Raw genomic sequence first — 24,129 nt, forward strand, 5'->3', positions numbered from 1 at the left:
CCAGCCGCCGCCGTGCCAGCCACCGCCGTGCCAGCCGCCACCCCAGCAGCAACCGCCTCCCCAGTAGCCGGCAAAGCCGATCGAAACGGCAGGTCCGCCCCAATAACCCGGGTAGCCGTAGTACGCCGGATAAGCCGGATACGGGTAAGCAGGGTAAGCCGCATAACCGGGATAGGCCGGATAGCCCGGCGCAGGCACCACATACGTAGAGCCTGCGGACGGCGCGACGTAAGTACCCGGGTTGGACGGCACCGTGTAGTTGGCCGACGCCGTAACCGAAGGCGGCGGCGGAGCCGGGATCGAGCCGGGTTGATTGAGCGCCGGCGCGGGCTCGCCGCTAGCGGTCACCGGCACCGCGGTCTGCGTGCCGGCAGCGGGCACGGTCGCGTAGTAGCCGTTGCCGTACGGATAATAGCCATAGGGGTAATAGCAACCCCCCAGGGCGAGCACGGTAGCGGCGCTGGCAAGGCGAGTGATTGCCGAGAGGATACTCATCACATGCTCCTGATGCATTCGGGCGCCGCGCTGGTTGATGATCGTTGATTGGCCGCGGCGCATCTATTCCAGCTTACGCCGGAGCGGCGTCCGGCAGGTTGCAAACTGGTAACGGCGTATTTCATCACATTGCCAGACGCGTTGCGCTTGCGCCGCCCGGCGATGAAAAAGCCCGCCATCGGCGGGCTGGGGCGTGCGAGCGGCACGGATCGATGCGCAAGCGGCGCGCCCGGACAGACGCCGCCGCCCGCACCGATCCCGGCCTTATTGACGCTGATAAATCTCGGCGCCTTTCTTCATGAACTCGATCGACTTCACTTCCATGCCTTTCGCGAGCGCCTCGTCGTCGCTCACGCCTTGCTGCGCAGCGAACTCCCGCACGTCCTGGGTGATCTTCATCGAGCAGAAGTGCGGCCCGCACATCGAGCAGAAATGCGCGACCTTGGCCGAGTCCTTCGGCAGCGTTTCGTCGTGGAATTCGCGTGCCTTGTCCGGATCGAGACCGAGGTTGAACTGATCTTCCCAGCGGAATTCGAAGCGCGCCTTCGACAAGGCATTGTCACGCACCTGCGCACCCGGGTGGCCCTTCGCCAGATCCGCCGCGTGCGCCGCGAGCTTGTAGGTGATGATGCCGGTCTTGACGTCGTCCTTGTTCGGCAAGCCGAGGTGTTCCTTCGGCGTCACGTAGCACAACATCGCGGTGCCGAACCAGCCGATCATCGCCGCGCCAATGCCCGACGTGATGTGGTCGTAGCCCGGAGCGATATCCGTGGTCAACGGTCCGAGCGTGTAGAACGGCGCTTCGTCACACCATTCCAGTTGCAGGTCCATGTTTTCCTTGATCAGTTGCATCGGCACGTGACCCGGGCCTTCGATCATCGTCTGCACGTCGTGCTTCCACGCGATTTGCGTGAGTTCACCCAAGGTCTTCAGTTCGCCGAGTTGCGCTTCGTCGTTCGCATCGTAGATCGAGCCCGGACGCAGACCGTCGCCGAGCGAAAAGGCCACGTCGTAGGCCTTCATGATTTCGCAGATGTCTTCGAAATGCTCGTACAGGAAGCTTTCCTTGTGATGCGCAAGACACCACTTCGCCATGATCGAGCCGCCGCGCGAGACGATGCCGGTCATCCGTTTGGCGGTCAGCGGCACGTATTGCAGACGCACGCCCGCGTGGATCGTGAAGTAGTCGACGCCTTGCTCGGCCTGTTCGATCAGCGTGTCGCGGAAGATTTCCCACGTCAGGTCTTCGGCCTTGCCGTTGACCTTTTCGAGCGCCTGATAGATCGGCACCGTGCCGATCGGCACCGGCGAATTGCGGATGATCCATTCGCGCGTTTCGTGGATGTGCTTGCCGGTCGAGAGGTCCATCACCGTGTCGCCGCCCCAGCGGATCGCCCACGTCATCTTGTCGACTTCTTCGCCGATCGACGAGGTCACCGCCGAATTGCCGATGTTCGCATTCACCTTCACGAGGAAGTTACGGCCGATGATCATCGGCTCGCTTTCCGGGTGATTGATGTTGTTCGGGATGATCGCGCGGCCGCGCGCCACTTCTTCGCGCACGAATTCCGGCGTGATGGCGGTGAGGCCATTCGGACCGAAGGCACTCGCACCGAACGCCTGGCCCGGATGCTGGCGGCCCATCATCGCGGCGAGCTTTGCGCCGTTCGGGCCGCTGTGCGTGAGCGTTTCCAGATACTCGGCGCGGCGCTGGTTTTCGCGGATCGCGATGTATTCCATTTCCGGCGTGATGATGCCTTGCTTCGCGTAGTGCATCTGCGAGACGTTCTTGCCGGCCAGCGCGCGGCGCGGCGTGCGATGCAGGCCCTTGAAGCGCAACTCGGCGGTGGCCTGATCGGCGGCGCGTTCGCGGCTGAAGTTGCTGGACAGACCCGTCAGCGCCTCGGTGTCGCCGCGTTCCTCGATCCAGGCCTGGCGCAAGGCAGGCAGACCGGCGCGGATGTCGATCTGCGCATCCGGATCGGAATAGGGGCCCGACGTATCGTAGACATACACCGGCGGATTCTTTTCGCCGCCAAAGCTGTCCGGTGTGTCCGACTGCGTGATTTCGCGCATCGGCACGCGAATATCGGGCCGTGAGCCGGTGACGTAGATCTTGCGGGAATTCGGCAACGGCGCGACGGCAGCGGCGTCGACGTGAGCGTCGTCGGAAAGGAACTTCGGGTTGGCGTTCATGTGTGTCGCTCTCCATGCAAAGCAAAGTGGGGCCGCTAAGCAGGAGACGAGACGGAAGTTGTCGGAATTCGCGAGAGGATGTGACGGTGCTGCGCTGCGAATTCCGTACGCTTCCCTGCGCTGGCATTATCCAGATCAGGTTCAAAGGGTATTTCTCACCCACGCAACACGGACCTCCTACCTCCGTGCGACGCAGGACCCCCGCGTTAGCAGCGCACACGATACACCCGCCTGCCGCTCGTTGGCAACCGGTCTCGAAATAGAGGGTGCCCGGCTGCCGGCCGCCTTACAGCCGGTGAGGCTTATCCTGAATGGGTTGCGCGGCCGGGCGCGCCGCAGCATGAAAGGTGGCGTTTTTTACAGCGTGAAGTCGTCGGCGGCTTCGGGTTGAAACAGGATCTGCTCGATCTTGAGCGTCTGTTGCGCGCCACTCGGCGGCGTGAAATGAATCCGCTCGCCGCGCCTCGCGCCCAGCAGTGCGAGGCCCGCCGGCGAGAACACGTTCAACCGGCCGCTGCCGAAATCGGCGTTCGGCGGATAGACCACCGTCCAGGTCATATGCTCGCCGCTGGCTTCGTCGGCGAGGGTGGCGCGCGAGTTCATCGTGACGACATTGGCGGGGATCTCGTGCGCATCCACGATCACCGCGCGCATCAGGAGCTCATCGAGCATGTCCTGCAGACGGGCATCCGCGCCCGGCATGGCTGCGTGCTTTTCCAGACGGGCGACGTCGAGTTCGGTGAGGTAACAGGTGTTCTTCGTCTTCGTCTTCGTGTTCATGACGGTTCTCCATTTCGATCTGCGTGAAATAAACGGCTGCGGATGAGATCGGCCCGGAGCCCGAACGACGCGGCTCCGGTAAGGAAGTGCGGTCAGATCGGGCGCCGGGCGGCGGAAAGCGGAAGCGTGTGCTGGCGGCCGGGTTCGCGCATGATTCCGACGCGCGCGCAACCGCCTGCGCCGCGAGGGCGTAAGCAGGACAGGGCGCGGTAGAACGGAATACGCATCAGGGAACCGGCAAAGAATGGCGAGTGGGGTGGAAACAGGTGTCGAAGAGGAGGACACTTTCTGATGACCGATGGTAGCACGCTCGTAGCCGGTGGCTGTACCCACGCCTGGTCGGCGCTAGCGGCCGCGTGCGCTTTCCTTGTTTGCGCATGCCGGCGGCGCGCGCCGGTTTGCGGCCGCGCGGAGACCCGGGCGTACCGGCCGCAAAGGCGTCCTGGCGCCGCCTGAAAAAATTTTCGAAACCGCTGTCATAAGCGGCGGTGCCGCGCGACAAACGTGCAGATTTCCTCGTGGAGCCTGCCATGTCCTTCTTCAGTCGCCGTTTTGCCGACCTGCCGGTCGTGCGCGCCGTTGCCTTGCTCGCGGCGCTTGCCACCAGCGGCGTTGCGCAAGCTGCCAGTTCGATGTGTACGGCACACAGCCCGGCACATCGTGTCGCACTGGTGGAGTTGTACAGCAGCGAAGGCTGCAACAGCTGTCCGCCCGCGGACCGCTGGCTGGGCCAGTGGAAAGACCGCGGCGGGGCGCAAGGCATCGTGCCGCTCGCGTTGCACGTCGACTACTGGAACAGCCTCGGATGGACCGATCGTTTTTCCCAGCACCGCTTCACCGAACGGCAGCAGACGCTTACCGATCTGGCCGGCGCGCACACCATCTATACGCCCGAGGTGTTCGTTTCCGGCCGCGAGTTGCGCGGCTGGTCGCAAGCCGAGAGCTTCGAGGGCCGCGTGCAGCAGGTGACGGCCCAGCCGGCTCAGGCGGACGTCGCGCTGGAACTCACGGCGCCGGCCACGCAAGGCGCGAACGGCTTTGGCGTCGCTGCCCGCTTCACATCCCGGGTCGACGCCGGCGAACCGCTCAGCGCCTACCTCGCCGTGTATGAAAACGCGCTGAGCTCGGAGGTACGTGCCGGCGAAAACCGCGGCGCGACGCTGCATCACGAACGCGTGGTGCGGCAATGGATCGGGCCGGTTCCGCTCACGGCAGGCAATGCGCAAATTCACCGCGAGATCATGCTGGACGACGCGGACGGCAATGCCGCCATGGCGAGCGGCAAGTACGGCGTGGTCGGCTTCGTCGAAAACGCGGCAACAGGCGAAGTCTTGCAGGTGGCCGACCTGGCCGCGTGCCGCTGATGCGGCCTGTTCATCAAGTACCGGAGACTCACATGGCAACCCCTCACGCACTCGTCGACACTGCGCCGCCCGCGGCGCCGCGCGCCGGCACGATTCATCCGCTGTGGGTGCGCATCACGCACTGGCTCAACGCGCTCGCCGCGCTCACGATGATGCTGTCCGGCTGGCGCATCTACGATGCCTCGCCCATCTTCACGAGCATCACCTTTCCGCCTTCGATCACGCTGGGCGGCTGGCTCGGCGGCGCGCTGCAATGGCACTTCGCGGCGATGTGGCTGCTGGTGTTCAACGGCCTCGTCTATCTCGCGCTGAATCTCGCGAGCGGGCGTTTCCTGCGCAAATTCCTGCCGGTGTCGCCGCGCGCGATCCTGCGCGACTTCATGGCCGCACTGACCGGCAAGCTCTCGCATGCTGATCTGAGTCACTACAACGCGGTGCAGAAATTCGCCTACCTGTTCGTGGTGTGCGACCTGATCGTGCTGGTGCTGTCGGGGCTCGCCATCTGGAAGTCGGTGCAGTTTCCGCTGTTGCGCGAACTGATGGGCGGCTACGACAACGCACGCATCGTGCATTTCTGCGCAATGTCGCTGATGGCGGCCTTCATTGCCGTGCATCTGGCGATGGTCGCACTGGTGCCGCGCTCGCTGCTCGCGATGCTGCGCGGCCGCTAAGGAGAATCGCCGTGACCACACCAAACGACAAGCCGAACCGAACTGTGCTGTCCAGCAAGCTCGATCGCGACTCGATCCTCATCGACGCGCGCCGTGAGCTCGCCATGCCGTCGCGCCGTCTGTTCGGCAAGCAGTTGCTGACGCTCGGCGGCCTCACGATGCTGACCGGCTGCTCGCTCACCGACGACACATCGGTCAACAGCTTCCTCACGGCCGTGTCGCGGCTGAACGATCGCGCTCAGGCGTTCCTGTTCGATCCGAAGCAACTTGCGCCCACTTACACCGAAGCGCAAATCACGCGGCCGTTTCCGTTCAATGCGTTCTACGGCATCGACGACGTGCCGGAGGTCGACGCCGCCGGCTATCAGCTGAAACTGAGCGGTCTCGTCACGGGGCAGCGCACGTGGAGCTTGCCTGAGTTGTACGGGTTGCCGCATGCCGAGCAGATCACGCGGCATATCTGCGTGGAAGGCTGGAGTGCGATTGGCCGCTGGGGGGGCACCCCGTTCGGCGATTTCCTGCGGCGCGTGGGCGCGGACACCACCGCGAAGTACGTCGGCTTCAAGTGCGCGGACGACTACTACGAAAGCATCGACATGCCCACCGCCTTGCATCCGCAGACGCTGCTCACGTTCGATTACGACGGCGAGCGCCTGCCCGCGAAATACGGTTTCCCGATGAAGCTGCGCATGCCGACCAAGCTCGGCTACAAGAATCCGAAGCACATCGTCGAGATATTCGTCACCAATACTTATCCTGGCGGCTATTGGGTCGACCAGGGCTACAACTGGTTCGGAGGCTCCTGACGCGCGCGGGTTGGGCCCGACCCGCGAGCGGCAGATGCTTCGGAAACACCCCGGCATGACCGGTCCTGATTCACCTGATTGACTCACAACAAATGGAGTTTTCCCATGAAGAAGTTCGCAATCGCAGCACTGGCCGCAGCACTCCTCACGAGCGGCACCGCAGTCTTCGCCCAAGCCAGCGGCGCGATGTCCAACGACGCAATGTCGAAAGACAGCATGGCTAAAGACACCATGTCGAAGGACAGCATGTCCAAGGACAAGATGTCGAAAGACAAGATGAAGAAGAACAAGGATGCAATGGGCATGAAGCACGAGGCATCGGGCGCGATGTCGAACTGAAGCGGGCCGGTTCGACCCCTTCAGGTGCGCCACCTCAGGACCGGGCTGCGCCCCGGTCCTGACGCTTTGCCGATACAGGATTTACGATTCTTTCATGGACGCCGCCCGGCGTTCCTGCATAATGCGGCGGTGCGTGCCGAACGGTTGGCGCGCCGGGGCACTCGCGGCGCATTCGCGAATGCCCGCCGCCTTTCCAGCAGGGCAGACTGCGCGACGCTTCGCGCCGCTCTGACTGCTTCGACGGGTCTGTGTTTGCCGTCCCTGGTTTTTTCTCCCTGTTCTACCGACATGTCTTCCAGCCTTGCCTTCCAGGCCGCATGTGTGATGCGGCACCCGCCATCCGGCCGTATGGTCACGAGCGCAAGCCCGGCACCACGAGCGGAATTGGCGGGCTGAACGCATGTCGGTGCAATTTTTCTCCCGCCTTCCACTGCGTCTGCCTCAGTCCCAAAACGGCCGGATTGCGCTCGCGCTCACCGTCGTCTATCTGGTTTGGGGTTCCACCTATCTCGCGGTGCACGTCGCGCTCGGATCGTTTCCGCCGCTGTTGATGTCCGGCCTGCGCAACCTGTTCGCCGGCATCGGCCTGTTCGTGTTCGCCGCGCGCCGCGATCCGGTCTGGCCGAGCGCCGCCGAAATCCGCAATGCGGGGCTCGTCGGCACGATGCTGGTGGGTCTGTCCAGCGGCATGCTCGCGTACGGGATGCGCACGGTCGGCACCGGCACCGCCGCCGTGATGGTGGCCACCGTGCCCTTGTTTGCCACGGTCATCGCCGCGGTGGCCGGGCGCAAGATCGGGCGAGGCGAGTGGTTTGCCGTGGGGCTTGGGCTCGTCGGCATTGCGATCCTGAGTCATGGCGGCGGCTCGAGCGGCTCGGCCGGCGGCAGTCTCGCGATTCTCTGCGGCGCGCTGTTCTGGGCAGGCGGCGCACATCTGGCCGGCCGACTGAAGCTGCCGTCCGATCTGTTTCTGTCGACTTCGCTGCAGATCGGTCTCGGCGGGGCCATGTCGACCCTCGTGGCGTGGGCCTCCGGGGAGCGCATGCTCGATGTGCATGTCCTGCCGGTGCTCGCGTTTCTCTATCTGATGCTGGTGGGCACGATGGCCGCGTATGTCGCGTACGGCTATCTGATCCGTCATACCAGTCCGATCATCGCCAGCAGTTGCATGTATGTGAATCCGGTGGTTGCGGTCGCGCTTGGCGCCTTGCTGCTCGGCGAGCCGGTGACGCAAGCCACCGTCATCGCGACCGTGGTGATTCTCGCCAGCGTCGGCCTGTCGTTCTGGTTCGATTACCGGCGGCGCGGGCTGGCGTGAGCTTGCGGGCGGGCGGGGAGCTGTTCTGCTGCCTGCTGCCCGCTTCCGCTGTAACCGCTTCCGCAGTATCCGCTCCCGTTACAACCGCGCCGCCAGTTCAGCGCCTTCGCGGATGGCCCGTTTCGCGTCCAGTTCCGTGGCGAGCGCCGCACCGCCGATCACGTGATAACGCGGCCCGTCCGGCGGCGGCGTAACGGGATGTAGATCGCGCAACGATTCTTGCCCCGCGCAGATCACGATCGTTTCCACTTCCAGCCATTCTTCGACGCCGTTACGAGCGATCTTCAGACCCCGCGCGCTGATCTCCCGGTACGACACGCCATCGAGCATCCGCACGCCGTTGCGGGTCAGCGTCGCCCGGTGCACCCAGCCCGAGGTCTTGCCGAGCCCGGCGCCGGGTTTGCCCGCCTTGCGCTGCAGCAACCAGATGTCGCGCACTGGTTGCGCAGGCAACGGTGTCTTGAGGCCGCCGCGCTGGCTGACCGCCAGATCGACGCCCCATTCGTCGAGCCATGCTTCACGCGGCTGCGGCAATGGCTCGCCCGTGCGATGGAGCAGAAACTCGCTGACGTCGAAGCCGATCCCGCCTGCGCCGATCACCGCGACGCTGCGCCCGACCGGCGCGCCGCGCAGCACCTCGACATAGGTGAGCACGTTCGCCGCGTCGATGCCGCTGATCGCCGGCTTGCGCGGCACGATGCCGGTGGCGACGATGATGTCGTCATAGCGCGCCGCCGCGAGCATGGCAGGATCGACGCGGGTGTCGAGCCGCACCTCCACGCCGTGGCGCTGCAACTGGCTCTGGAAATAGCGGATCGTTTCGCTGAATTCTTCCTTGCCGGGCACGCGCATTGCAAGATTGAACTGACCGCCGATGGTTGCGCTGGCATCGAACAGCGTCACGCGATGCCCACGCGCGGCCGCCACCGTCGCCGCCGACAATCCCGCCGGCCCCGCCCCGACCACGGCGATCGCACGCGGCCGCTGAGCCGGCGCCAGCGGCCGGTACACCAGTTCGGTCTCGCGGCCCGCGCGCGGATTCACGAGGCAAGTCGCGCGTTTGTTCTGGAACGTGTGGTCAAGACACGCCTGGTTGCAGGCGATACAGGTATTGATTTCGTGCGCGCGTCCCTCGGCGGACTTCACCACGAACTCGGGATCGGCGAGCAGTGGGCGTGCCATCGAGACCAGATCGCCGGCTCCCTGCGCGAGCAGATCTTCCGCGACATCGGGGGTGTTGATGCGGTTGGATACGATCACCGGCACCTTGACGGCGGCCTTCAGGCGCGCGCTCAACGGCGCGAAAGCCGCCCGCGGCACCGAGGTGACGATGGTAGGCACCCGCGCTTCGTGCCAGCCAATGCCGGTATTGAACAGGGTCACCCCCGCTGCTTCGAGGGTTTGCGCGACCTGCACGGTTTCGTCCCACGTATTGCCGCCTTCGACCAGATCGATCAGCGACAGCCGGTAGATCACGATGAAACGCTCGCCGCACTTCGCCCGCACTGCCTCGACGATTTCGCGCGCGATCCGCACGCGGTTTTCGAGGCTGCCGCCGTATTGATCGGTGCGATGGTTGGTGCGCGGACAGAGGAACTGGTTGAGCAGATAGCCTTCACTGCCCATGATTTCGATGCCGTCATAACCGGCGCGTTGCGCAAGTCGCGCGCAACGCGCATAGGCGCGCACGGTCTTCGCGATGCCCGGCACGGTGAGCGCGCGCGGCTTGAACTTCGAAATGGGCGACTTGAGGTTCGATGCAGACACAACGAACGGCTGATACCCATAACGTCCCGCATGCAGGATCTGCAGCGCGATCTTGCCGCCTTCCGCGTGTACGGCTTGCGTCAGCAGGCGGTGATTGCGCAGATCGAACACGGAATTGAGCGTGCCGCCGAACGGCAGCAGCCAGCCTTGCCGGTTCGGCGAGATGCCGCCGGTAATGATCAGACCCGCGCCGCCTTTGGCGCGCTCGCGGAAATACGCGGCCAGCTTCGGATAGTTCCAGAAGCGGTCTTCCATACCGGTATGCATGGAGCCCATCACGACGCGGTTGCGCAAGCGCGTGAAGCCGAGGTCGAGTTCGGAGAGTAAGAGTGGGTAAGGCATGCAACGCGCCTTGTAAAAGTTGGATGCGCACGAACAATACACCGCGCATCGGCCCAACCATCCGAGGAAAAATTCTAATCCGCGTCAGCCGTTGCTACGCAAGCCGGGTTTCAGACCCCAGGGTCCATCCTGGTGCATGCGGCACACCGATTGCTGAATGCGAGCGTCCGCAATCAGCATGTTGGCGCAGCGAAGCGCGGCGTGCATCAGGGATAGGAGGGAGCGTCATGCGACGACCGTCCGGGACCCTACCAGGCATTCATTCAGGTACCCGAACGAGATGGCGCTCACACAATTAATGGGTCGATCACGGCCCGATATTCAGACAGGTGAACGTATGAAAATCATCCGAACCATGGCGGCGCTGATTGGCGTTGCGTCCGTGTTGAGCGCGTGTGGAGGCAGCGGCAGCGATGCCGCGAAATCGCTCGGCATTACGGATCCGGAAATCCACTTTGTCCATGCCATCCCTGGCGGGCCGGCTGTCGACTTTCTCGTCAACGGCGCAGCGCCCGGCGGGCAGACCAACGTGAGCTACAAGGGCGTAACGAACTTCGTCAACATCCACACCGGTTCGACGACGGTGGCGTATGCGCCGACCGGCACGACGACCGCGCTCGCCAGCGGCAACTTCCCTGACGCCGCCAACGGCCACGAATACACCGTGATCGCGCTGCCCGGATTGTCCGCGCCGGGCATCGGCCTGATCGACGATCCGTTCGACAAGGGCCTGCTGTCGAGCGACGCACGCGTGCGTGCGTTCAATGCATCGGCTAACGCGACCAACCTGGACCTGTACATCGTGCCGTCGGGGACGGACATCAACGGCGTAAGCCCGACGATGGCCGGCGTGTCGTTCAGCAACGCAGTGCCGGCAAGCGGGCAGGACTCGCTGTATCTGTCGGGCGGCACCTATGTGGCGATTGCCACCGCACCGGGCAGCAAGACGCCGATCTTCCAGTCGGCGGCCTTCAGCCTCTCGAACAATGCGGACTGGCTGATCACGACGGTGCCGATCGCCGGTACCTTGAGCCAGTTGCTGCCGGGCCAGATCCACTTGCTGGTGGCGCAAGGCGGCAATACCGGCACACCGGCGGTCGAACTGACCAATACGCTGACCAACGAATGACACTTCGACAAGCGATCGATCCGTATCGACAGGCTTCAGCGTAGATTGGCTTAGCAGGGAGGGGCAGGGCGGCGGTTCACCAAGGGGTGAATCGCCGCTTTGTTTTTTTGTCGAGGCCCGAGGCCCGAGGCGCGGCGGGCGAGCCGCATGGGCACAGCCGCCCGTTAGCCTTCGCACCGTTCACCTACCCACAGGACTCGGACACGAAAAAAAGCCCGTCGCGCAGTGCGACGGGCCGAACGCATGGAGATTCGCAAACCGCCGCGGCGTGTTCACGCCGCCGCCGTCTCGTCTTACTTGTTTTCTTCCGCGCTGTTGGTCAGCTTGTGGCCGCCGCTCGAGATGTCCTCGCCGGCGCCTGCCATCGTATTACAGCCGGCGAGTGCCACGGTGCCAATGAGCAGAAGCAAAGCGATGAATCGATTCATGAATGTTCCCCTTTGGAAGAGTGGCATCGATTGACGCGCCGCACGGGCAGTGCGCGCCTCCTGTCGTCCGACCGGGCATCACGCCAGCCGATCCGGTCTGATTCCATAGTAAAAAAACGGCCGACGCCAGGCTGTCGGTCACGCCGCGATTTTCGTGTAGGTGTGCTCCGGTGTTTGCGTCGGAGTAGTCCTACATAGGCTGCGCGCCGTTTGCTGGACGGCATGTTGGATGTGTGCTGCACGGCGGCTTCGATGCGCGGTAGCCGCTTCTTGCCGCCGCGTCTCAGAGGATGGGTTCCGGTGGACCGGCGGGGGTCGCCGGCACGTCGGCCGCGGGCATGGCCAGACTGGCACAGGGCATCACGACGTGGATGTCCGTGCCGTTGGGCACGCCGCGCCGGATGTCGAAGCGCCCGCCGTGCGCGGCGACCCGCTGGCGCATGCCGAGCAAGCCATGCGTATGCGTGCGCTTCAGATCTGCGGGTGTGATGCCGACGCCGTTGTCCGCGATGTGCAATGCGACTTGCAGACTGTCGATCTGCAGACCAATCGATACCCGCGAGGCATGCGCGTACTTGGCCGCATTGGTCAAGGACTCCTGCGCGACGCGAAAGAGCGCGATTTCGGTCTGCTCGTCGAGCTGGATATCGTCGGGCGGCAGTTGCAGATCGAGGGTCCAGTTGTTGCGCTGCGCCGCTTCGTCGGCGAGCGTGCGCAGCGCGGTGACCAGCCCGAAATTCGACAGCACGGTTGGCCGCATATCTTCGATGATGCGGCGTTTCAACGCGATGCCCTGATCGAGGTTGGCAAGCGCGCGTGTGAGCTTCTCGGAGATCGCCGGTTCGCTGTCCTTCAGCTTGCGGTTGGCCCAGGCGACATCCATTTTGCTCGCGGTCAGAATCGCGCCGAGTTCGTCGTGCAGCTCGCGCGCAAGCTGGGTCTTTTCGTTTTCGCTGACGGCCTGCAAGTGCCAGCCGAGCGCCTCGAGCTGACGCGTGCGTTCGTTGACGAGCTGGTCGAGTTCCTCCTGCTGCGTGATCAGTTGCCGCTGCACGCGCGCCTGACGGTCGATCTGAATGCCGAGGTTGCGAAACAGCAAAATGAACAACACGATATTCAGCGCCGACAAGCCCGCGGCGCACAAGGTGGAGAGGCGTTGATCGGCGCGGCTGGCGTCGAGCGCCTGCTGGGCGCGGTGCTGTTCGTTATCGCGCAGGAGCGACAAGGTGCTGTCGACCAGCGTCGCGTCGACCGGCTGGGCGCCGTCCGCCGACCCGCAACCGGTCAGATCGAGCGGCTGTTGCCCTGCGGCCAGTTCGACCTGCTGCAGCACGGCGGTGCCGGCGCGAATGCGCGCTTCGATCAGCGCCGTGACCTGCGTGAAGCTCGCCAGTTCGACACTGTCCGCTTCCCGGCGATGGTAGTAGGCGCTCAGTTGCTGCGCGGTCTGCCGCAGGGCCGCTGCGCTCGTGCAATAGGCGCGGGCGCTTGCCGGTTGCTTCGTGAGGAGAAAGTCGCTCTGATGCGCGTGGAGGCGCGCCAGCTCGCTCTCCAGCATGCTCAGTTGCACGGTGACGTCGCGGGCATCCAGCGCGCTCTCGTATTCGGCGGCAATGCGTTCGCGCGCGGTTTCGAGGATCACGAGGCCGCCCACCGTAATGACGATCGCGACCGTCATCGCGATGGCCCAGCTTCGGTTGCGCATCCAATCGTTCAGTGTCGTAGCCACTTTCGGGTCTTGCACCGTGTGCACGCCTCGCGGGGGATGAGGCATCAGTGTAGCGGTCGCGCGGTGTTTGAGGCCACCGTAACGCATCTGTAATTGGATGTCGGCGGATTCCCACACGAAAACCGGAGAGCGTCGGAATGCGGCCGGCGACATCGCTCATTACGATGGACCTGTCAGTTCAATCTTTGTTTCGGGAGGAAACCGCCATGCTGAAATGGGCCTTGATCTTCGCTGTGATCGCCCTCGTTGCCGGTCTGTTGGGCTTTACAGGCATCGCCGCGGGTGCGGCGGCAATCGCGAAGTTCCTGTTCGTCGTGTTCCTGATTCTCTGCGTGGTGTTCCTCGTGCTCGGCTTCGTGGTGACGAAAAAGATCGTCGATTAGCGCCGCCGCTTGCCGCATCTGCTCACGTCAGGTCACGTCAGACATAAACAGATCCCGTTCAGGAAGGAGAGCCGCCATGCTGCACTACGCCGTCGTTTTCTTCGTAATCGCCATCATTGCGGCGGTGTTCGGTTTTACCGGCATCGCGGCAGGGGCGGCCGAAATCGCCAAGATCCTGTTCTACATTTTCCTCGTCGTGTTCGTCGTGACGCTGCTGCTCGGCGTATTCCGAACGTAGACACGGCAGGTCTGCCAATGCCCGCGCATCAGGCGCGTTTCGTGCGTGATGCGTCATTCCCCATACAGGTTAAAAGGAGCAACTCCATGTCGAAGTCAACTGGTGCAAGCGCGGCATCCAATGGATCGTTCGTGATGGATGTGCAGAAAATCCGCGAGCAGGCGCGCAAGCACATGTCGGATGGTCCCGTTACGCAAAGCTATGGAGCCGACCGGCAGACCGTGCTCAAGCTGTTAAACGATGCGCTCGCAACCGAAATAGTCTGCACGTTGCGCTACAAGCGCCATCACTTCATGGCGAAGGGCATCAATTCTGAGGCCGTAGCCGCCGAATTCCTGGAGCACGCCACCGAAGAACAGGAACACGCCGACCGTTTTGCGGAGCGCATCGTGCAACTGGGCGGCAAGCCGGATTTCGCGCCGGATAGTTTGAAGAGCCGCTCGCACTCGGAGTACAAGGAAGGCGAAAACCTGACCGACATGATCCGCGAGAACCTGGTGGCCGAGCGCATTGCGATCGACACCTATCGCGAGATCATTCACTACCTTGCCGATAACGACGTGACCACGCGGCGCATCTTCGAGGATGTGCTGGCGGTCGAAGAAGAGCATGCGGACGACATGGCGGACCTGCTGCAAGGCCGTGAGTAACGCGGCCAGTCGCAACCGTCACAGCGCGCGCAGCAGCATCCACGGACGAGGGCGACGAGGCACGGCATTGGACGGACGTCTCGCCTCCCAGCGAGGCGCGAGGTCATTACAATGGCGGTATTGCAGCGATCTTCCTTGCGCGGACACAAGCCGATGATTCGAGTGTTGATAGCCGACGATCACGCGATCGTTCGAGGCGGGTTCAGGCAGTTCGTCGCCGACGAGCCGGATATGTGCGTGGCCGCGGAGGCCGCCAGCGGCGACGAAACCATCAGCCTTGTGCGGGAACAGGCTTTCGACGTGGTGCTGCTCGATATCGCCATGCCGGACAAGAACGGCATCGACACTCTGCGGGTCATCAGGCAGGTGCGGCCGGAGCAGGGCGTGCTGATTCTGTCCGGTTATCCCGAGAGCCAGTACGCGATCAACCTGCTGCGCGCCGGCGCAAACGGGTATCTGAACAAGGACTGCGAGCCGGACGAGATTGTGCGGGCAATCCGCGCTGTGGCACGCGGGCACCGGTATCTGTCGGAGGCGGTGGCCGACACGCTCGCCGATAATCTCGACAAGCCCGCGGCCGGCCGTCCGCACGAGACGCTGTCCGAGCGCGAGTTTCAGATTTTCTGCAAGCTCGCGGCCGGGCAGATTCCTACGGACATCGCGGAGGAGCTGCATCTGTCCGTCAAGACGGTGAGCACCTATCGGGCGCGGGTGCTGGAGAAAATGCACCTCACCCATAACGCCGATCTGACTTATTACGCAATCAAGAACGGCCTGATCGAGTGACGGGGTCACGCGCGGCACCTGCGTCACGTGACTCGCCTCATTCATAGGAACCTGACACGGAACCCGCGCGGACCAGTACGATGAGCAGCGATTCGACCTCCCTTTCCCACGCCGATGGCCGCGCCCCTTTGCGCGTGCTGCTGATCGAGGATTCGGCGTTGATCCGCCGCAGCCTCGTCGAGGCAATCGACGCATCCGGGATGCTGCACGTCGCTGCCTACGCGGATTCATCGGACGAAGCGATTGCGCTGCTGAGCGGCGAGCGCTTCGACGCGGTGATCGTCGACCTGCAGTTGAAGCGCGGCTCGGGTGTGCCGGTGCTGGCGTATCTGCAGCGCGAGGGGTTGATCGAGCGAACCTTTGCCGCGGTGCTGACGAATCATGCGCTGCCTGCCTATCGCGAGCGTTGCCTGCAATACGGCGTGCGCCACTTCTACGACAAGTCGTTCGAGTTCGACCGGGTGATCGACGCGTTACACGAATATGCGCAACGGCGGGGTGCCGATTAGTCAGGCGCGGCTCGCCTCGCGGTCGTCCCTGCATCTGCCTGCCGGAGGGTAGGCAGACGGTTCAGCTGGCCGTGTGAGCCTGAAACGAACCGGCGTTTTTCCTCAGGACGCCGCTACCGGGTCGCGCCGTGCGCGCGAGTGATTCCAGCCTGCCAGTGCCGCAAAAGCCAGTCCGGCGACGCTCACGCCGATCCAGCCGAACGCCGGCCAGACGATCGCGCCGACGGCCGATCCCGCCGCACCGCCAATGAAATACGCGACCATGTACACCGTGTTTACGCGGCTGCGCGCGTGCGGTGAGAGCGCGTAAATGCGCGACTGATTGGAAATTTGCGCTGCCTGCACGCCCACATCGAGCACGATCACGCCGACCACCAGTCCGACAATGCTGGTGCCGGACAAACCGAACACGACGAACGATACGGCCACCAGCGCGATCGACAGCGAGATGATGGCGCGCGGCCCGCGACGATCCGAAAACTTGCCGGCCAGCGGCGCCGCGAGTGCGCCCGCCGCGCCGACGATGCCGAACAGGCCCGCCGCCTGCGGGCCGAGATGGAATGGCGCGCCCGCCAGCAGCAGGGCCAGCACCGACCAGAAGATGCTGAACGCGGCGAACATGGCCGCGCCGGTGAGCGACGCTTCGCGCAGGCCGGGATGCTCGACGATGAGGTGCCACATCGAGACCAGCAGCTTGCCGTAGGGCAGGGTCGAAGTCGGCTTGCTTTGCGGCAGGCGCATCCGGATGACCACGGCCAGCACCAGCAGCGCTACGACGGAGGCGCCGAACACCGCGCGCCAGCCGAAATACTCGGCGATGAATCCGGACGCGGTACGGGCCAGCAAGATCCCCAGCAGCAGCCCGCTCATCACCGTGCCGACGGCGTGGCCGCGCCCGGCGGGCGGGGCGAGTTCGGCGGCGAACGGCACGGCCTGCTGGGCGATGGTGGCGAGCACGCCGATCGCGAGACTGGCGCCAATCAGCACGCCAAGACCCGGTGCCGTGGCGGCCACCAGCAGCGCGACGCAAATGGCCGCGATCTGCAGCAGGATCAGGCGGCGCCGGTCGAAGCGGTCGCCAAGCGGGGCCAGCAGCAGCATGCCCGCGGCGTAGCCGAGTTGCGTGACGGCCGGCACCGCGCCGATCCACGAGGCGCTACGCGGAAACGACATGCGGAAATCGTCGAGCAGCGGCTGGTTGTAATAGATGTTCGCCACGGACACACCCGCGATGGTCGCGAGCAAGAGCAGCAGGCCGCGCAGCGAGCGCGCGTCGTGAGGAGAAGACGGGGAGTGCTGGGAGTCGGAAGTGGACATGGCGGGGGCTTTCGGTGAACCGGCGAATAGCGGCAAAGGCACGGGCTTCAAGCGTGCCGATGATACCGGAGCGAGGCGAATCGTGCTGGAGTTGGCCCCTTATGACGACTATTCGGCGAGGAAAAGGCGGCCAGGCGGCGTTCGGCGAGCGGCCAGGGCAAGCTCCGCAAAATGAGATGGTGGTTCGCGCCAGGTCCGTACAATCGTGCGGCCCCGCTCGGGGGCGATCCGCAATTTCCGGCCGACGCACATCATGAACACGACCACAGGACCTCAACCCAGGGGCATTGGCGGCTGGTTGCTGCTCGCCTTCGTCGGACTCGCGGCGATGCTGGCGGCGACCGCCATGGAACTGCGCGAGCCGCTCGAGCTGATGCTCGAATGGGAACTGCTTGCCGTGTTCATCCGCCCCGAAACCCACGGCTGGTATCGAGCGGTGCTCACGATGGTCGGCATGGACGTCGCGATCGGCGTGTTCATCGTGGCGGGCGGCGGCTGGCTGGCGATGCTCGCGTGGCGCAGATCGTCGCGCTTTCCGTTGCATATCCAGGCGTGGCTCTTTGCCGTCGTCGTGATGCGGATGCTGGCGTATCTGCTCGGCGACCACCTGACCCATGCGATTGCGATCGACATCGCGGTCCCGTTCGACGGCTTCATTCAGGCGCTGGTGGCCGCCGCGCTTGGGATTCCGTATTTCCGCCGCTCCCGGCGCGTAGGTCACACCTTCATCGGGCGTTGAGGTCCGCCTGCCTGCCGCCGCTCAGTCGATCAGCTCGCCCTCAGGTTCGTAAAACGGATAAGGTCCGTCGGCGGCATCGACATACGCGTGGTGCGTCACCAGGCCCGAGGCCGGTTCGTAGCGGTGCAGCGCATACGCGGCCGGCTCCATCCTGAAGGCGGACGGCGCGTCCGCACGCAGATCGAGCGCCACCTGATGCGCAGGCGAGGCCACAGCCGAGGCGATCGTGCCGCCGAAGCGCGCGAACATCGGCCGGTGCACGTGGCCGCAGATCACCCGTTCGACATTCGGATAGCGCGCGATCAGCGCCGCGAGCTTTTGTGTGGCGAGCGGATCCAGCCGCAAGTCATCCATATGTCCAATGCCGCATTCGAACGGCGGATGATGCAACGCAATCACCACCGGCTTGCCCTGCGCGTTATCCAGTTGACCCGCGAGCCACGCGAGGCGCGCGTCGCACAGGTTGCCCGGGCTTTGACCCGGCACCATCGAATCCAGCGCGATTACCCGCAGCGGGCCGAGATCCACCGCGTAATGCACGAACTCGCCGCCGGTGCGCAACTCTTCGCGGCCGGGAAACGCGGCGCGCAGCGCAGCGCGGTCGTCGTGATTGCCGACCAGCAGGTAGTAGGGCATCTGGAGCGGCGCGAGCAGTGTCTTCAGATGCTCGTATTGTTCCGGGTCGCCCTGGTCGACGAGGTCGCCGGTCATGATCACGGCGTCCGGTCGCGGGTTCAGCGCGTTGAGCGCCGCGACGCAGCGCGCGAGCGCGGCGCCGGTATCGACCCGCCGGTACGCCAGCGCGCCGGGCTGTTTGATGTGCAGGTCACTGATCTGGGCTAGCAGCATGGCGTGTTTCCTCGAAGATTCGTTTGTTTGAAGTCGCGCAGCGGGCCGGGACTGTCACGATAGCGCAATCAGCGCATGCGGGGCGATTGAAATACCGACCGGCGTGCCGCGCGCGAGTTCGACGCGGCCGGCGACGTCGACGATCAGCGCGTCGGGCGCCGCGCCGCCAATCGTCAGACGCGTGCGCTCGCCGAGAAACGCCGCGCTCTCGATCGTGCCGCGCAAATGCGAACTGGCCGGATCGGCGAGGTAGGCGTCTTCCGGGCGGAAGAACACTTCACTCTGAGCCGCTGCAGAGGCGTCCGGTGCAGGAAGCGTGGGCGCCGGCAGCGGCACCGCGCCGCCCGTCGTCCTCAGCAGGCCGTCGCGCGCCTCGCCGGCAAGCCGGTTGAGGGTGCCGATAAACTGCGCAACCGCTTTGTTCGCCGGACGGTAGTAGATGTCGCGCGGGGTGCCGATCTGTTCGATGCGACCCGCGCTCATCACGACGATGCGGTCGCCGAGTTCCATCGCTTCGGCCTGATCGTGCGTGACGTAGACGGTCGTGATGCCCAGTTCGCGCAGCAGCGCGTTCATCTCCCTGCGCAAGGTGTCGCGCAGGCGGGCATCGAGCGCGGTGAGCGGCTCGTCGAGCAGCAACACGCGCGGCTGCATCGCCAGCGCCCGGGCGAGCGCCACACGCTGACGCTGGCCCCCGGACAGCTGGTCGACCGGCTTGTCGGCGTGGCCGGTGAGCCGCATCATCGCCAGTAGTTCATCCACCCGTTGACGCAGAACATCGGCCGCGACGCGTTTGATTTTCAGGCCATAGCCGATATTGCCGCGTACCGTCAGATTCGGAAACAGCGCGTAGCTCTGGAACACCATGCCGACCTGGCGCCGCTCGATGGGCAGCGCCGTCACGTCGTCGTCGCCGAACGCGACGCGCCCGCCTGCGTCAGGCGTTTCGAGTCCTGCGATGATCCGCAGCGTCGTGGTCTTGCCGCAGCCGGACGGTCCGAGCAGCACCAGTGTCTCGCCGGCGCCGATCTGCAGGTCCAGCGGATCGAGCACACGGACGCCGCGAAACGTCTTCGCGCACTGCGTGAGCGTGATGGGAACGGGAGCGGGTTTCATGGTGTTTCTTGAAGACGGGTTGAACGTTCCGAACCAGCGGTGCGGCGTCTGGCTTTGGCGTTTCGCTGGCCGGTGGCGTTGACGCCGAGCCATTGCATGGCAACCAGCAGCGGCATCGTCATGATGAAAAAGAGGATCGTGTAGGCACTGCCGAGCTCGATACGCATTGACGCATACGTGTCGGCGAGGCCGACGGGCAGCGTTTTCGTATCGGGCGTGTGCAGCATCCACGTGAGATTGAATTCGCCGATCGAAAGCGTCAGCACCGCCAGCGCGCCCGTGACGATGCCGGGCCGCACGTTGGGCAGCACGATCGTCACGAAACGCTGCATGAAGCTCGCGCCGAGGCTGGCGGCGCCTTCTTCGAGCGTGCGCAGCTCGACGCTCGCGCAGATCGCGGCCACCGCGCGCACCATGAAGGGCAACGTGAATACGACGTGCCCGACGACGATGAAGGCCACGCTCATGCGAAACATCGTGAAGCCGCCGTAGACGACCAGCAGAGCGAGCGCGGAAGCGAGACCGGGCAGGGCGATCGGCAACACCAGAAACTCTTCGATCAGACGCGCGAGGCGGGTTTTGCTGCGGGCAAGTACATAGCCGGCCGGCACGCCGGTGAGCAAGGTGATCGCGAGCGTCAGCGCCGCCACTTCCAGCGACAGGAACACCGACGCGTGATACTGCGTCCACACTTCGATCAGCCAGCGCAACGTCAGTCCGCTGGAGACGCCTTTGAAATAGTTGACCGTCAGGCCGGCCATGATCGACATGATCACGGGGACGATCAGAAACGCACACAGCAGCAGCGTGACGAGCCACTGACCGGCGGCAAGCAGCGTGCGCGACGAGCAGCGCGACGAGGCGCGCGGATGCGTGACAGGCGCGCAGACCGGCGCGGACGCTGGTGCTTTATCTGGCAGGGAATTCATCAGGAGATCTTGTTGTTTTCACCGGTCCTGTTTCAGGCGCTCGCGGCGACCGCCGACCCGGTGACGCTGCGCGCCAGCGCGAGTGCCAGCCACGTGACGAGGCCGAGCACGATCGACAGGCCCGCCGCCGTCACCATGTTCGCGTTGAGCGTGAACTCGGTATAGATGGTCATGGGCAGTACGTCGATGTCGGTGGCCAGCGTGAAGGCGGTGCCGAATGCGCCCATCGCAGTGGCAAAACACACGGCGCCCGCCGCGATCAAGCCGGGCGAAAGCGCCGGCAGCACGATGTCGCGCATGATCTGCCACGGCGACGCGCCAAGCGAACGCGCGGCTTCTTCTAGCGAGGCGTCGAGCTTGCTCGCCGCGGCCATCACCGTGACGATCACGCGTGGAATCGAAAAGTACAGGTAGCCGAGAAAGAGCCCGCTCATCGAGTAGGCGAACACCCAGCGCTCGCCGGTGAGCCTCAGCGAAATGGCGCCGATCAGGCCCTGGCGTCCCGCCAGCATGATCACCATGAAGCCGACCACCACGCCGGGGAACGCGAGCGGAAACGTCAGCAAGGCGAGCAGCGTGCGCTTCAGCGGAAACTCGCGGCGCGCGAGCAGGAGACCCGAGATCACGGACAGCACGAGCGTCGCGGCCGTCACTGCCGCCGAGAGCGCCACCGTCGCGCCGAGGCTTTTCATGTAGCGCGGGTTGGTGAGCATTGCGCGGTACGTGTCAAAGACGTGGCCGTTGCCGCTCAGTTGCGCGAGCGCGCCCATCGGCAGCAGCCAGAACGCGATGAACACCGCGAGCGCCGGCGCAAGCAAGGCGATGCGCCAGCGCAGCGGGAAGGTGAGGTCGTTCAATGCATCACCTGCAGATACTGTTCGCCGAAGCTTTGCTGCCTGTCGGCCATTTTGCTGAAATCAACCGCTTTGGCGCGTGCGTAATCGGCCGCGGGCAGAAATTTCGCGGCGGCACCGGCGCTGATCGCACCGGCCCGCACCGGGCGCAGGTACGCATCGGCCCACAGCTTCTGGCCTTCGTCGGACAGCACGAAATCGAGCACCTTCTTGCCGTTCGCTTCGTGCGGCGCGCCCTTCACGAGACTCATCACGTACGGCACCGAGATCGTGCCTTCCTGCGGAATCACGAATTCGACGTTCGCCTGATCCTTGTACTTCGCACGATATGCGTCGAAGTCGTAGTCGAGCAGGATCGGAATTTCGCCGGACAGCACGCGCGCGTAGGCAGTCTGCTTCGGCACGATCGGCGCGTTGGCTTTCAGCTTGCGGAACCAGTCGAGGCCCGGCTGGAAGTTGTCGAGACTGCCGCCGAGCGCCTGATTCACCGCCACCGCCGCCGCATAACCGACGAACGCGCTCGACGGATCGAGGTAGCCGATCATCCCCTTGTACTCGGGCTTGAGCAGATCGGCCCACGAACGCGGCACCGGCTTGCCTTCGAGCGCGTCCTTGTTGACGAAGAAGCCGAGGGTGCCCGAATGGATCGCGAACCAGTAGCCTTGCGGGTCCTTCAGATTGGCGGGGATATCGTTCCAGTGCGCGGGTTTGTACGGTTCGAGCACGCCTTTGTTCTTCGCCTGAAACGCCGACGTCACACCGAGATACACGACGTCCGCTACCGGGCTCTTTTGTTCGGCCATCAACTGCGCGATCGACTGGCCGGAGTTCTTGTTGTCGAACGGTACGCGAATGCCGGTTTTTTGCTGGATGGCCTTGATCTGGCTGGCCCAGTCGGCCCATTCGGGCGGACAGTTGTAGCAGATGGCGGTTTCGTCGGCGTGTGCCGTGGCCGGTGCGACGAGGCTCGTCAATGCGAACGCGCAGGTGGCCGCCGCCAGGAGCACGGCAGCAATGGCACGTGAAAGGGGACGAAATGAAAAACGGCGGATCACAGCATGTCTCCTTCGGAGCAAGGTAGCGAGAAGCGATGGCTTGGAGTCTGCAGGGCCAGCGGGCCACACAGGCGGCTACACCAGCGGCTGCATGATGCGCGTGCGCGCGGTGTTGCTCGTGTTCGAAATGGCGGCGATGGTGGCGCCCTGGCGCAGCGTGTGGGGCAGCGTCAGCGACATGGACGCATCGTTATAGCTGCCTTCGATACGCGCCAGCAGGCGCCGCCACGCGGCACAGCCGATCTCGCGATTCGGCGCGCAGATGCTCGCGAGCGGCGGTTGCAGCAGTTCGCCCATGGCGAGGCCGTCGAAGCCGAGGATCGACATGTCGGTGGGGATCTGCAGCCGCTCGCGGAGCAGGCCGCGCATCACGACCATCGCCAGCAGATCGTTGCTGCAGAAGAGGGCGGTCGGGCGGTTTGCGCCGTGGATCAGATGCGCGAGCACGGAGGGCGCGAGTTCATCGGCATTGAAATCGATTTCAAGCGCGGGGGCGGGCGTCAGTCCCGCATGTTGCATGGCCTGGGCGTAGCCGAGATGACGTAGCAGGGCGCGGTCCGAGGCGGCCAGCGTGCCTGCCAGCATCAGGATGCGGCGGTGGCCGTGCGCGATCAGCATGCGTACGCCGTCGTAGGCGGCGAGGCGGTTATCCACCGAAACCGACGGGCGGCGCACCGTGTCGTTGTGCATCAGCACGTAGAGCAGGCCGTCGCGGTCGAGCTGGTCGAGCAGCGGATGCGTGTCGGCGTCGGCCACGGTCAGGATCAGGCCTTCGACGCGTTGCTCGCGCAAGGTTTCGATGGCGTGACGCTCACGCTCCGTGTTGTACTGGGTGGTCATCAGCATCAGCCGGTAGCCTTGTGCCGAAGCGAGTTCGTCGATACCTTGCAGACACTCGGCGAAGACCGGATTGGCGAGCGTGGGCAGCACCACGCCGATCAGACGCGAGCGTTCGCCGCGCAACTGGCGCCCGAGCGGATTGGGGCGGAAGTTGAGGGCGTCGATGGACTGGCGCACTTTCTCGAGCGTGACGGGATTCACCGTGTGCGGGGCGTTGATCGCGCGCGAAACGGTGGCAATCGAAAAGCCGGCGTGTGCCGCGACATCCTTGATGGTGGGTGTCATCACTGTTGTTTCCGCCCGGGGTGTAAACGTTTTCGGTGAGCGGATTATCGATACGCTTTGTGACTTCACTATGACGCGGCGAGCGCGCCAGGCGTGCGCCTCGCAATCTGCGTTAGAGCGAGACTGGGCGCAGGTTTGGAGCAGGCGCGACGCAATGGTAGAATCGCGTCCGCCCTGCCGGGGTGATGAAATTGGTAAACATAGCGGACTTAAGT

The 24,129-nt window shown here is 64.5% G+C and carries 25 protein-coding genes and 1 riboswitch; of the genes, 12 read left to right on the plus strand and 13 right to left on the minus strand.

The window, feature by feature from the left end; all coding sequences use genetic code 11:
- The 3 genes from VGH41_RS25695 to VGH41_RS25705 form a co-directional block, all read right to left on the minus strand.
- Nucleotides 1-495, minus strand: a 495-nt coding sequence (locus VGH41_RS25695; RefSeq protein WP_331600481.1) for a hypothetical protein, incomplete at its 3' end; no start/stop codon positions are given.
- Nucleotides 496-759: 264 nt separating this feature from the next.
- Nucleotides 760-2,691 carry a phosphomethylpyrimidine synthase ThiC gene (gene thiC, locus VGH41_RS25700; RefSeq protein WP_331600482.1) on the minus strand — a complete coding sequence of 644 codons (1,932 nt, stop codon included), beginning with the start codon at nt 2,689-2,691 and terminating at the stop codon, nt 760-762.
- Between the two features lie 94 nt (nt 2,692-2,785).
- Nucleotides 2,786-2,904, minus strand: a riboswitch (TPP riboswitch).
- Nucleotides 2,905-3,048: 144 nt separating this feature from the next.
- The gene (locus VGH41_RS25705; RefSeq protein ID WP_331600483.1) at nt 3,049-3,471 is read right to left on the minus strand and encodes a GreA/GreB family elongation factor; all 423 of its coding nucleotides are present in this window, start codon (nt 3,469-3,471) and stop codon (nt 3,049-3,051) included.
- Between the two features lie 530 nt (nt 3,472-4,001).
- Between VGH41_RS25705 and VGH41_RS25710 the strand changes: the two genes are divergently transcribed.
- From VGH41_RS25710 to VGH41_RS25730, 5 genes are all read left to right on the plus strand, one after another.
- On the plus strand, nt 4,002-4,835 hold the full coding sequence (locus VGH41_RS25710; protein WP_331600484.1) for a DUF1223 domain-containing protein: 834 nt from the start codon (nt 4,002-4,004) through the stop codon (nt 4,833-4,835).
- 32 nt (nt 4,836-4,867) lie between these two features.
- Entirely contained in the window at nt 4,868-5,506 is a 639-nt protein-coding gene (locus VGH41_RS25715; protein WP_331600485.1) for a cytochrome b/b6 domain-containing protein, read from the plus strand.
- An 11-nt stretch (nt 5,507-5,517) separates the two neighbouring features.
- Entirely contained in the window at nt 5,518-6,312 is a 795-nt protein-coding gene (locus VGH41_RS25720) for a molybdopterin-dependent oxidoreductase (protein ID WP_331600486.1), read from the plus strand.
- A gap of 105 nt (nt 6,313-6,417) precedes the next feature.
- A complete protein-coding gene (locus VGH41_RS25725) occupies nt 6,418-6,651 on the plus strand; it encodes a pentapeptide MXKDX repeat protein (RefSeq protein WP_331600487.1) in 234 nt (77 codons plus the stop codon).
- 400 nt (nt 6,652-7,051) lie between these two features.
- On the plus strand, nt 7,052-7,969 hold the full coding sequence (locus VGH41_RS25730; RefSeq protein WP_331600488.1) for an EamA family transporter: 918 nt from the start codon (nt 7,052-7,054) through the stop codon (nt 7,967-7,969).
- 78 nt (nt 7,970-8,047) lie between these two features.
- Here VGH41_RS25730 and VGH41_RS25735 read toward each other — a convergent pair whose 3' ends face one another.
- The gene (locus VGH41_RS25735; RefSeq protein ID WP_331600489.1) at nt 8,048-10,078 is read right to left on the minus strand and encodes an NADPH-dependent 2,4-dienoyl-CoA reductase; all 2,031 of its coding nucleotides are present in this window, start codon (nt 10,076-10,078) and stop codon (nt 8,048-8,050) included.
- Between the two features lie 337 nt (nt 10,079-10,415).
- Between VGH41_RS25735 and VGH41_RS25740 the strand changes: the two genes are divergently transcribed.
- Nucleotides 10,416-11,207, plus strand: a complete 792-nt coding sequence (locus VGH41_RS25740) for a DUF4397 domain-containing protein (protein ID WP_331600490.1) — start codon at nt 10,416-10,418, stop codon at nt 11,205-11,207.
- Between the two features lie 293 nt (nt 11,208-11,500).
- Here VGH41_RS25740 and VGH41_RS25745 read toward each other — a convergent pair whose 3' ends face one another.
- Entirely contained in the window at nt 11,501-11,635 is a 135-nt protein-coding gene (locus VGH41_RS25745; RefSeq protein ID WP_331600491.1) for an entericidin A/B family lipoprotein, read from the minus strand.
- A 283-nt stretch (nt 11,636-11,918) separates the two neighbouring features.
- Nucleotides 11,919-13,409, minus strand: a complete 1,491-nt coding sequence (locus tag VGH41_RS25750) for a sensor histidine kinase (protein WP_331600492.1) — start codon at nt 13,407-13,409, stop codon at nt 11,919-11,921.
- A 161-nt stretch (nt 13,410-13,570) separates the two neighbouring features.
- Between VGH41_RS25750 and VGH41_RS25755 the strand changes: the two genes are divergently transcribed.
- From VGH41_RS25755 to VGH41_RS25775, 5 genes are all read left to right on the plus strand, one after another.
- Nucleotides 13,571-13,747: a DUF1328 domain-containing protein gene (locus tag VGH41_RS25755; protein ID WP_331600493.1), complete on the plus strand. Its 177-nt coding sequence runs from the start codon at nt 13,571-13,573 to the stop codon at nt 13,745-13,747.
- Between the two features lie 76 nt (nt 13,748-13,823).
- Complete coding sequence (locus VGH41_RS25760) at nt 13,824-13,985, plus strand: DUF1328 domain-containing protein (RefSeq protein WP_075643714.1); 162 nt, start codon at nt 13,824-13,826, stop codon at nt 13,983-13,985.
- Nucleotides 13,986-14,071: 86 nt separating this feature from the next.
- Nucleotides 14,072-14,635 carry a ferritin-like domain-containing protein gene (locus VGH41_RS25765; RefSeq protein ID WP_331600494.1) on the plus strand — a complete coding sequence of 188 codons (564 nt, stop codon included), beginning with the start codon at nt 14,072-14,074 and terminating at the stop codon, nt 14,633-14,635.
- A gap of 153 nt (nt 14,636-14,788) precedes the next feature.
- Nucleotides 14,789-15,421: a response regulator transcription factor gene (locus VGH41_RS25770; RefSeq protein WP_331600495.1), complete on the plus strand. Its 633-nt coding sequence runs from the start codon at nt 14,789-14,791 to the stop codon at nt 15,419-15,421.
- An 80-nt stretch (nt 15,422-15,501) separates the two neighbouring features.
- Entirely contained in the window at nt 15,502-15,930 is a 429-nt protein-coding gene (locus VGH41_RS25775) for a response regulator (RefSeq protein ID WP_331600496.1), read from the plus strand.
- 102 nt (nt 15,931-16,032) lie between these two features.
- Here VGH41_RS25775 and VGH41_RS25780 read toward each other — a convergent pair whose 3' ends face one another.
- A complete protein-coding gene (locus VGH41_RS25780; protein ID WP_331600497.1) occupies nt 16,033-17,247 on the minus strand; it encodes an MFS transporter in 1,215 nt (404 codons plus the stop codon).
- Nucleotides 17,248-17,500: 253 nt separating this feature from the next.
- On the opposite strand from VGH41_RS25780, the gene VGH41_RS25785 reads away from it, so the two are divergent.
- Nucleotides 17,501-17,986, plus strand: a complete 486-nt coding sequence (locus VGH41_RS25785; protein WP_331600498.1) for a DUF2569 domain-containing protein — start codon at nt 17,501-17,503, stop codon at nt 17,984-17,986.
- 21 nt (nt 17,987-18,007) lie between these two features.
- On the opposite strand, the gene VGH41_RS25790 is transcribed toward VGH41_RS25785, so the two are convergent.
- The 6 genes from VGH41_RS25790 to VGH41_RS25815 form a co-directional block, all read right to left on the minus strand.
- Complete coding sequence (locus VGH41_RS25790) at nt 18,008-18,835, minus strand: phosphodiesterase (RefSeq protein ID WP_331600499.1); 828 nt, start codon at nt 18,833-18,835, stop codon at nt 18,008-18,010.
- A 54-nt stretch (nt 18,836-18,889) separates the two neighbouring features.
- Complete coding sequence (locus VGH41_RS25795) at nt 18,890-19,951, minus strand: ABC transporter ATP-binding protein (RefSeq protein WP_331600500.1); 1,062 nt, start codon at nt 19,949-19,951, stop codon at nt 18,890-18,892.
- Nucleotides 19,948-20,880: an ABC transporter permease gene (locus tag VGH41_RS25800; protein WP_331600501.1), complete on the minus strand. Its 933-nt coding sequence runs from the start codon at nt 20,878-20,880 to the stop codon at nt 19,948-19,950. Before VGH41_RS25800 ends, VGH41_RS25795 begins: the two co-directional genes overlap by 4 nt.
- Before the next feature lie 32 nt (nt 20,881-20,912).
- Complete coding sequence (locus VGH41_RS25805) at nt 20,913-21,737, minus strand: ABC transporter permease (protein ID WP_331600502.1); 825 nt, start codon at nt 21,735-21,737, stop codon at nt 20,913-20,915.
- Nucleotides 21,734-22,786, minus strand: a complete 1,053-nt coding sequence (locus VGH41_RS25810; RefSeq protein ID WP_414696719.1) for an ABC transporter substrate-binding protein — start codon at nt 22,784-22,786, stop codon at nt 21,734-21,736. The genes VGH41_RS25805 and VGH41_RS25810 overlap by 4 nt, the downstream gene beginning before the upstream one ends.
- Before the next feature lie 78 nt (nt 22,787-22,864).
- Entirely contained in the window at nt 22,865-23,914 is a 1,050-nt protein-coding gene (locus VGH41_RS25815) for a LacI family DNA-binding transcriptional regulator (RefSeq protein WP_331600503.1), read from the minus strand.
- Nucleotides 23,915-24,129 lie beyond the last annotated feature (215 nt).

It is taken from the genome of Paraburkholderia sp. (assembly GCF_036488795.1).
Lineage (GTDB): Bacteria > Pseudomonadota > Gammaproteobacteria > Burkholderiales > Burkholderiaceae > Paraburkholderia.

Bases quoted from the DNA above. Each gene is read 5' to 3' on its own strand.
- VGH41_RS25705 (WP_331600483.1), bottom strand. From the start codon at position 3,471: ATGAACACGAAGACGAAGACGAAGAACACCTGTTACCTCACCGAACTC.
- VGH41_RS25770 (WP_331600495.1), top strand. From the start codon at position 14,789: ATGATTCGAGTGTTGATAGCCGACGATCACGCGATCGTTCGAGGCGGG.
- VGH41_RS25745 (WP_331600491.1), bottom strand. From the start codon at position 11,635: ATGAATCGATTCATCGCTTTGCTTCTGCTCATTGGCACCGTGGCACTC.
- VGH41_RS25815 (WP_331600503.1), bottom strand. From the start codon at position 23,914: ATGACACCCACCATCAAGGATGTCGCGGCACACGCCGGCTTTTCGATT.
- VGH41_RS25765 (WP_331600494.1), top strand. From the start codon at position 14,072: ATGTCGAAGTCAACTGGTGCAAGCGCGGCATCCAATGGATCGTTCGTG.
- VGH41_RS25735 (WP_331600489.1), bottom strand. From the start codon at position 10,078: ATGCCTTACCCACTCTTACTCTCCGAACTCGACCTCGGCTTCACGCGC.
- VGH41_RS25760 (WP_075643714.1), top strand. From the start codon at position 13,824: ATGCTGCACTACGCCGTCGTTTTCTTCGTAATCGCCATCATTGCGGCG.
- thiC (WP_331600482.1), bottom strand. From the start codon at position 2,691: ATGAACGCCAACCCGAAGTTCCTTTCCGACGACGCTCACGTCGACGCC.
- VGH41_RS25710 (WP_331600484.1), top strand. From the start codon at position 4,002: ATGTCCTTCTTCAGTCGCCGTTTTGCCGACCTGCCGGTCGTGCGCGCC.
- VGH41_RS25790 (WP_331600499.1), bottom strand. From the start codon at position 18,835: ATGCTGCTAGCCCAGATCAGTGACCTGCACATCAAACAGCCCGGCGCG.
- VGH41_RS25715 (WP_331600485.1), top strand. From the start codon at position 4,868: ATGGCAACCCCTCACGCACTCGTCGACACTGCGCCGCCCGCGGCGCCG.
- VGH41_RS25740 (WP_331600490.1), top strand. From the start codon at position 10,416: ATGAAAATCATCCGAACCATGGCGGCGCTGATTGGCGTTGCGTCCGTG.
- VGH41_RS25785 (WP_331600498.1), top strand. From the start codon at position 17,501: ATGAACACGACCACAGGACCTCAACCCAGGGGCATTGGCGGCTGGTTG.
- VGH41_RS25780 (WP_331600497.1), bottom strand. From the start codon at position 17,247: ATGTCCACTTCCGACTCCCAGCACTCCCCGTCTTCTCCTCACGACGCG.
- VGH41_RS25725 (WP_331600487.1), top strand. From the start codon at position 6,418: ATGAAGAAGTTCGCAATCGCAGCACTGGCCGCAGCACTCCTCACGAGC.
- VGH41_RS25750 (WP_331600492.1), bottom strand. From the start codon at position 13,409: ATGCCTCATCCCCCGCGAGGCGTGCACACGGTGCAAGACCCGAAAGTG.
- VGH41_RS25800 (WP_331600501.1), bottom strand. From the start codon at position 20,880: ATGAATTCCCTGCCAGATAAAGCACCAGCGTCCGCGCCGGTCTGCGCG.
- VGH41_RS25755 (WP_331600493.1), top strand. From the start codon at position 13,571: ATGCTGAAATGGGCCTTGATCTTCGCTGTGATCGCCCTCGTTGCCGGT.
- VGH41_RS25730 (WP_331600488.1), top strand. From the start codon at position 7,052: ATGTCGGTGCAATTTTTCTCCCGCCTTCCACTGCGTCTGCCTCAGTCC.
- VGH41_RS25795 (WP_331600500.1), bottom strand. From the start codon at position 19,951: ATGAAACCCGCTCCCGTTCCCATCACGCTCACGCAGTGCGCGAAGACG.
- VGH41_RS25775 (WP_331600496.1), top strand. From the start codon at position 15,502: ATGAGCAGCGATTCGACCTCCCTTTCCCACGCCGATGGCCGCGCCCCT.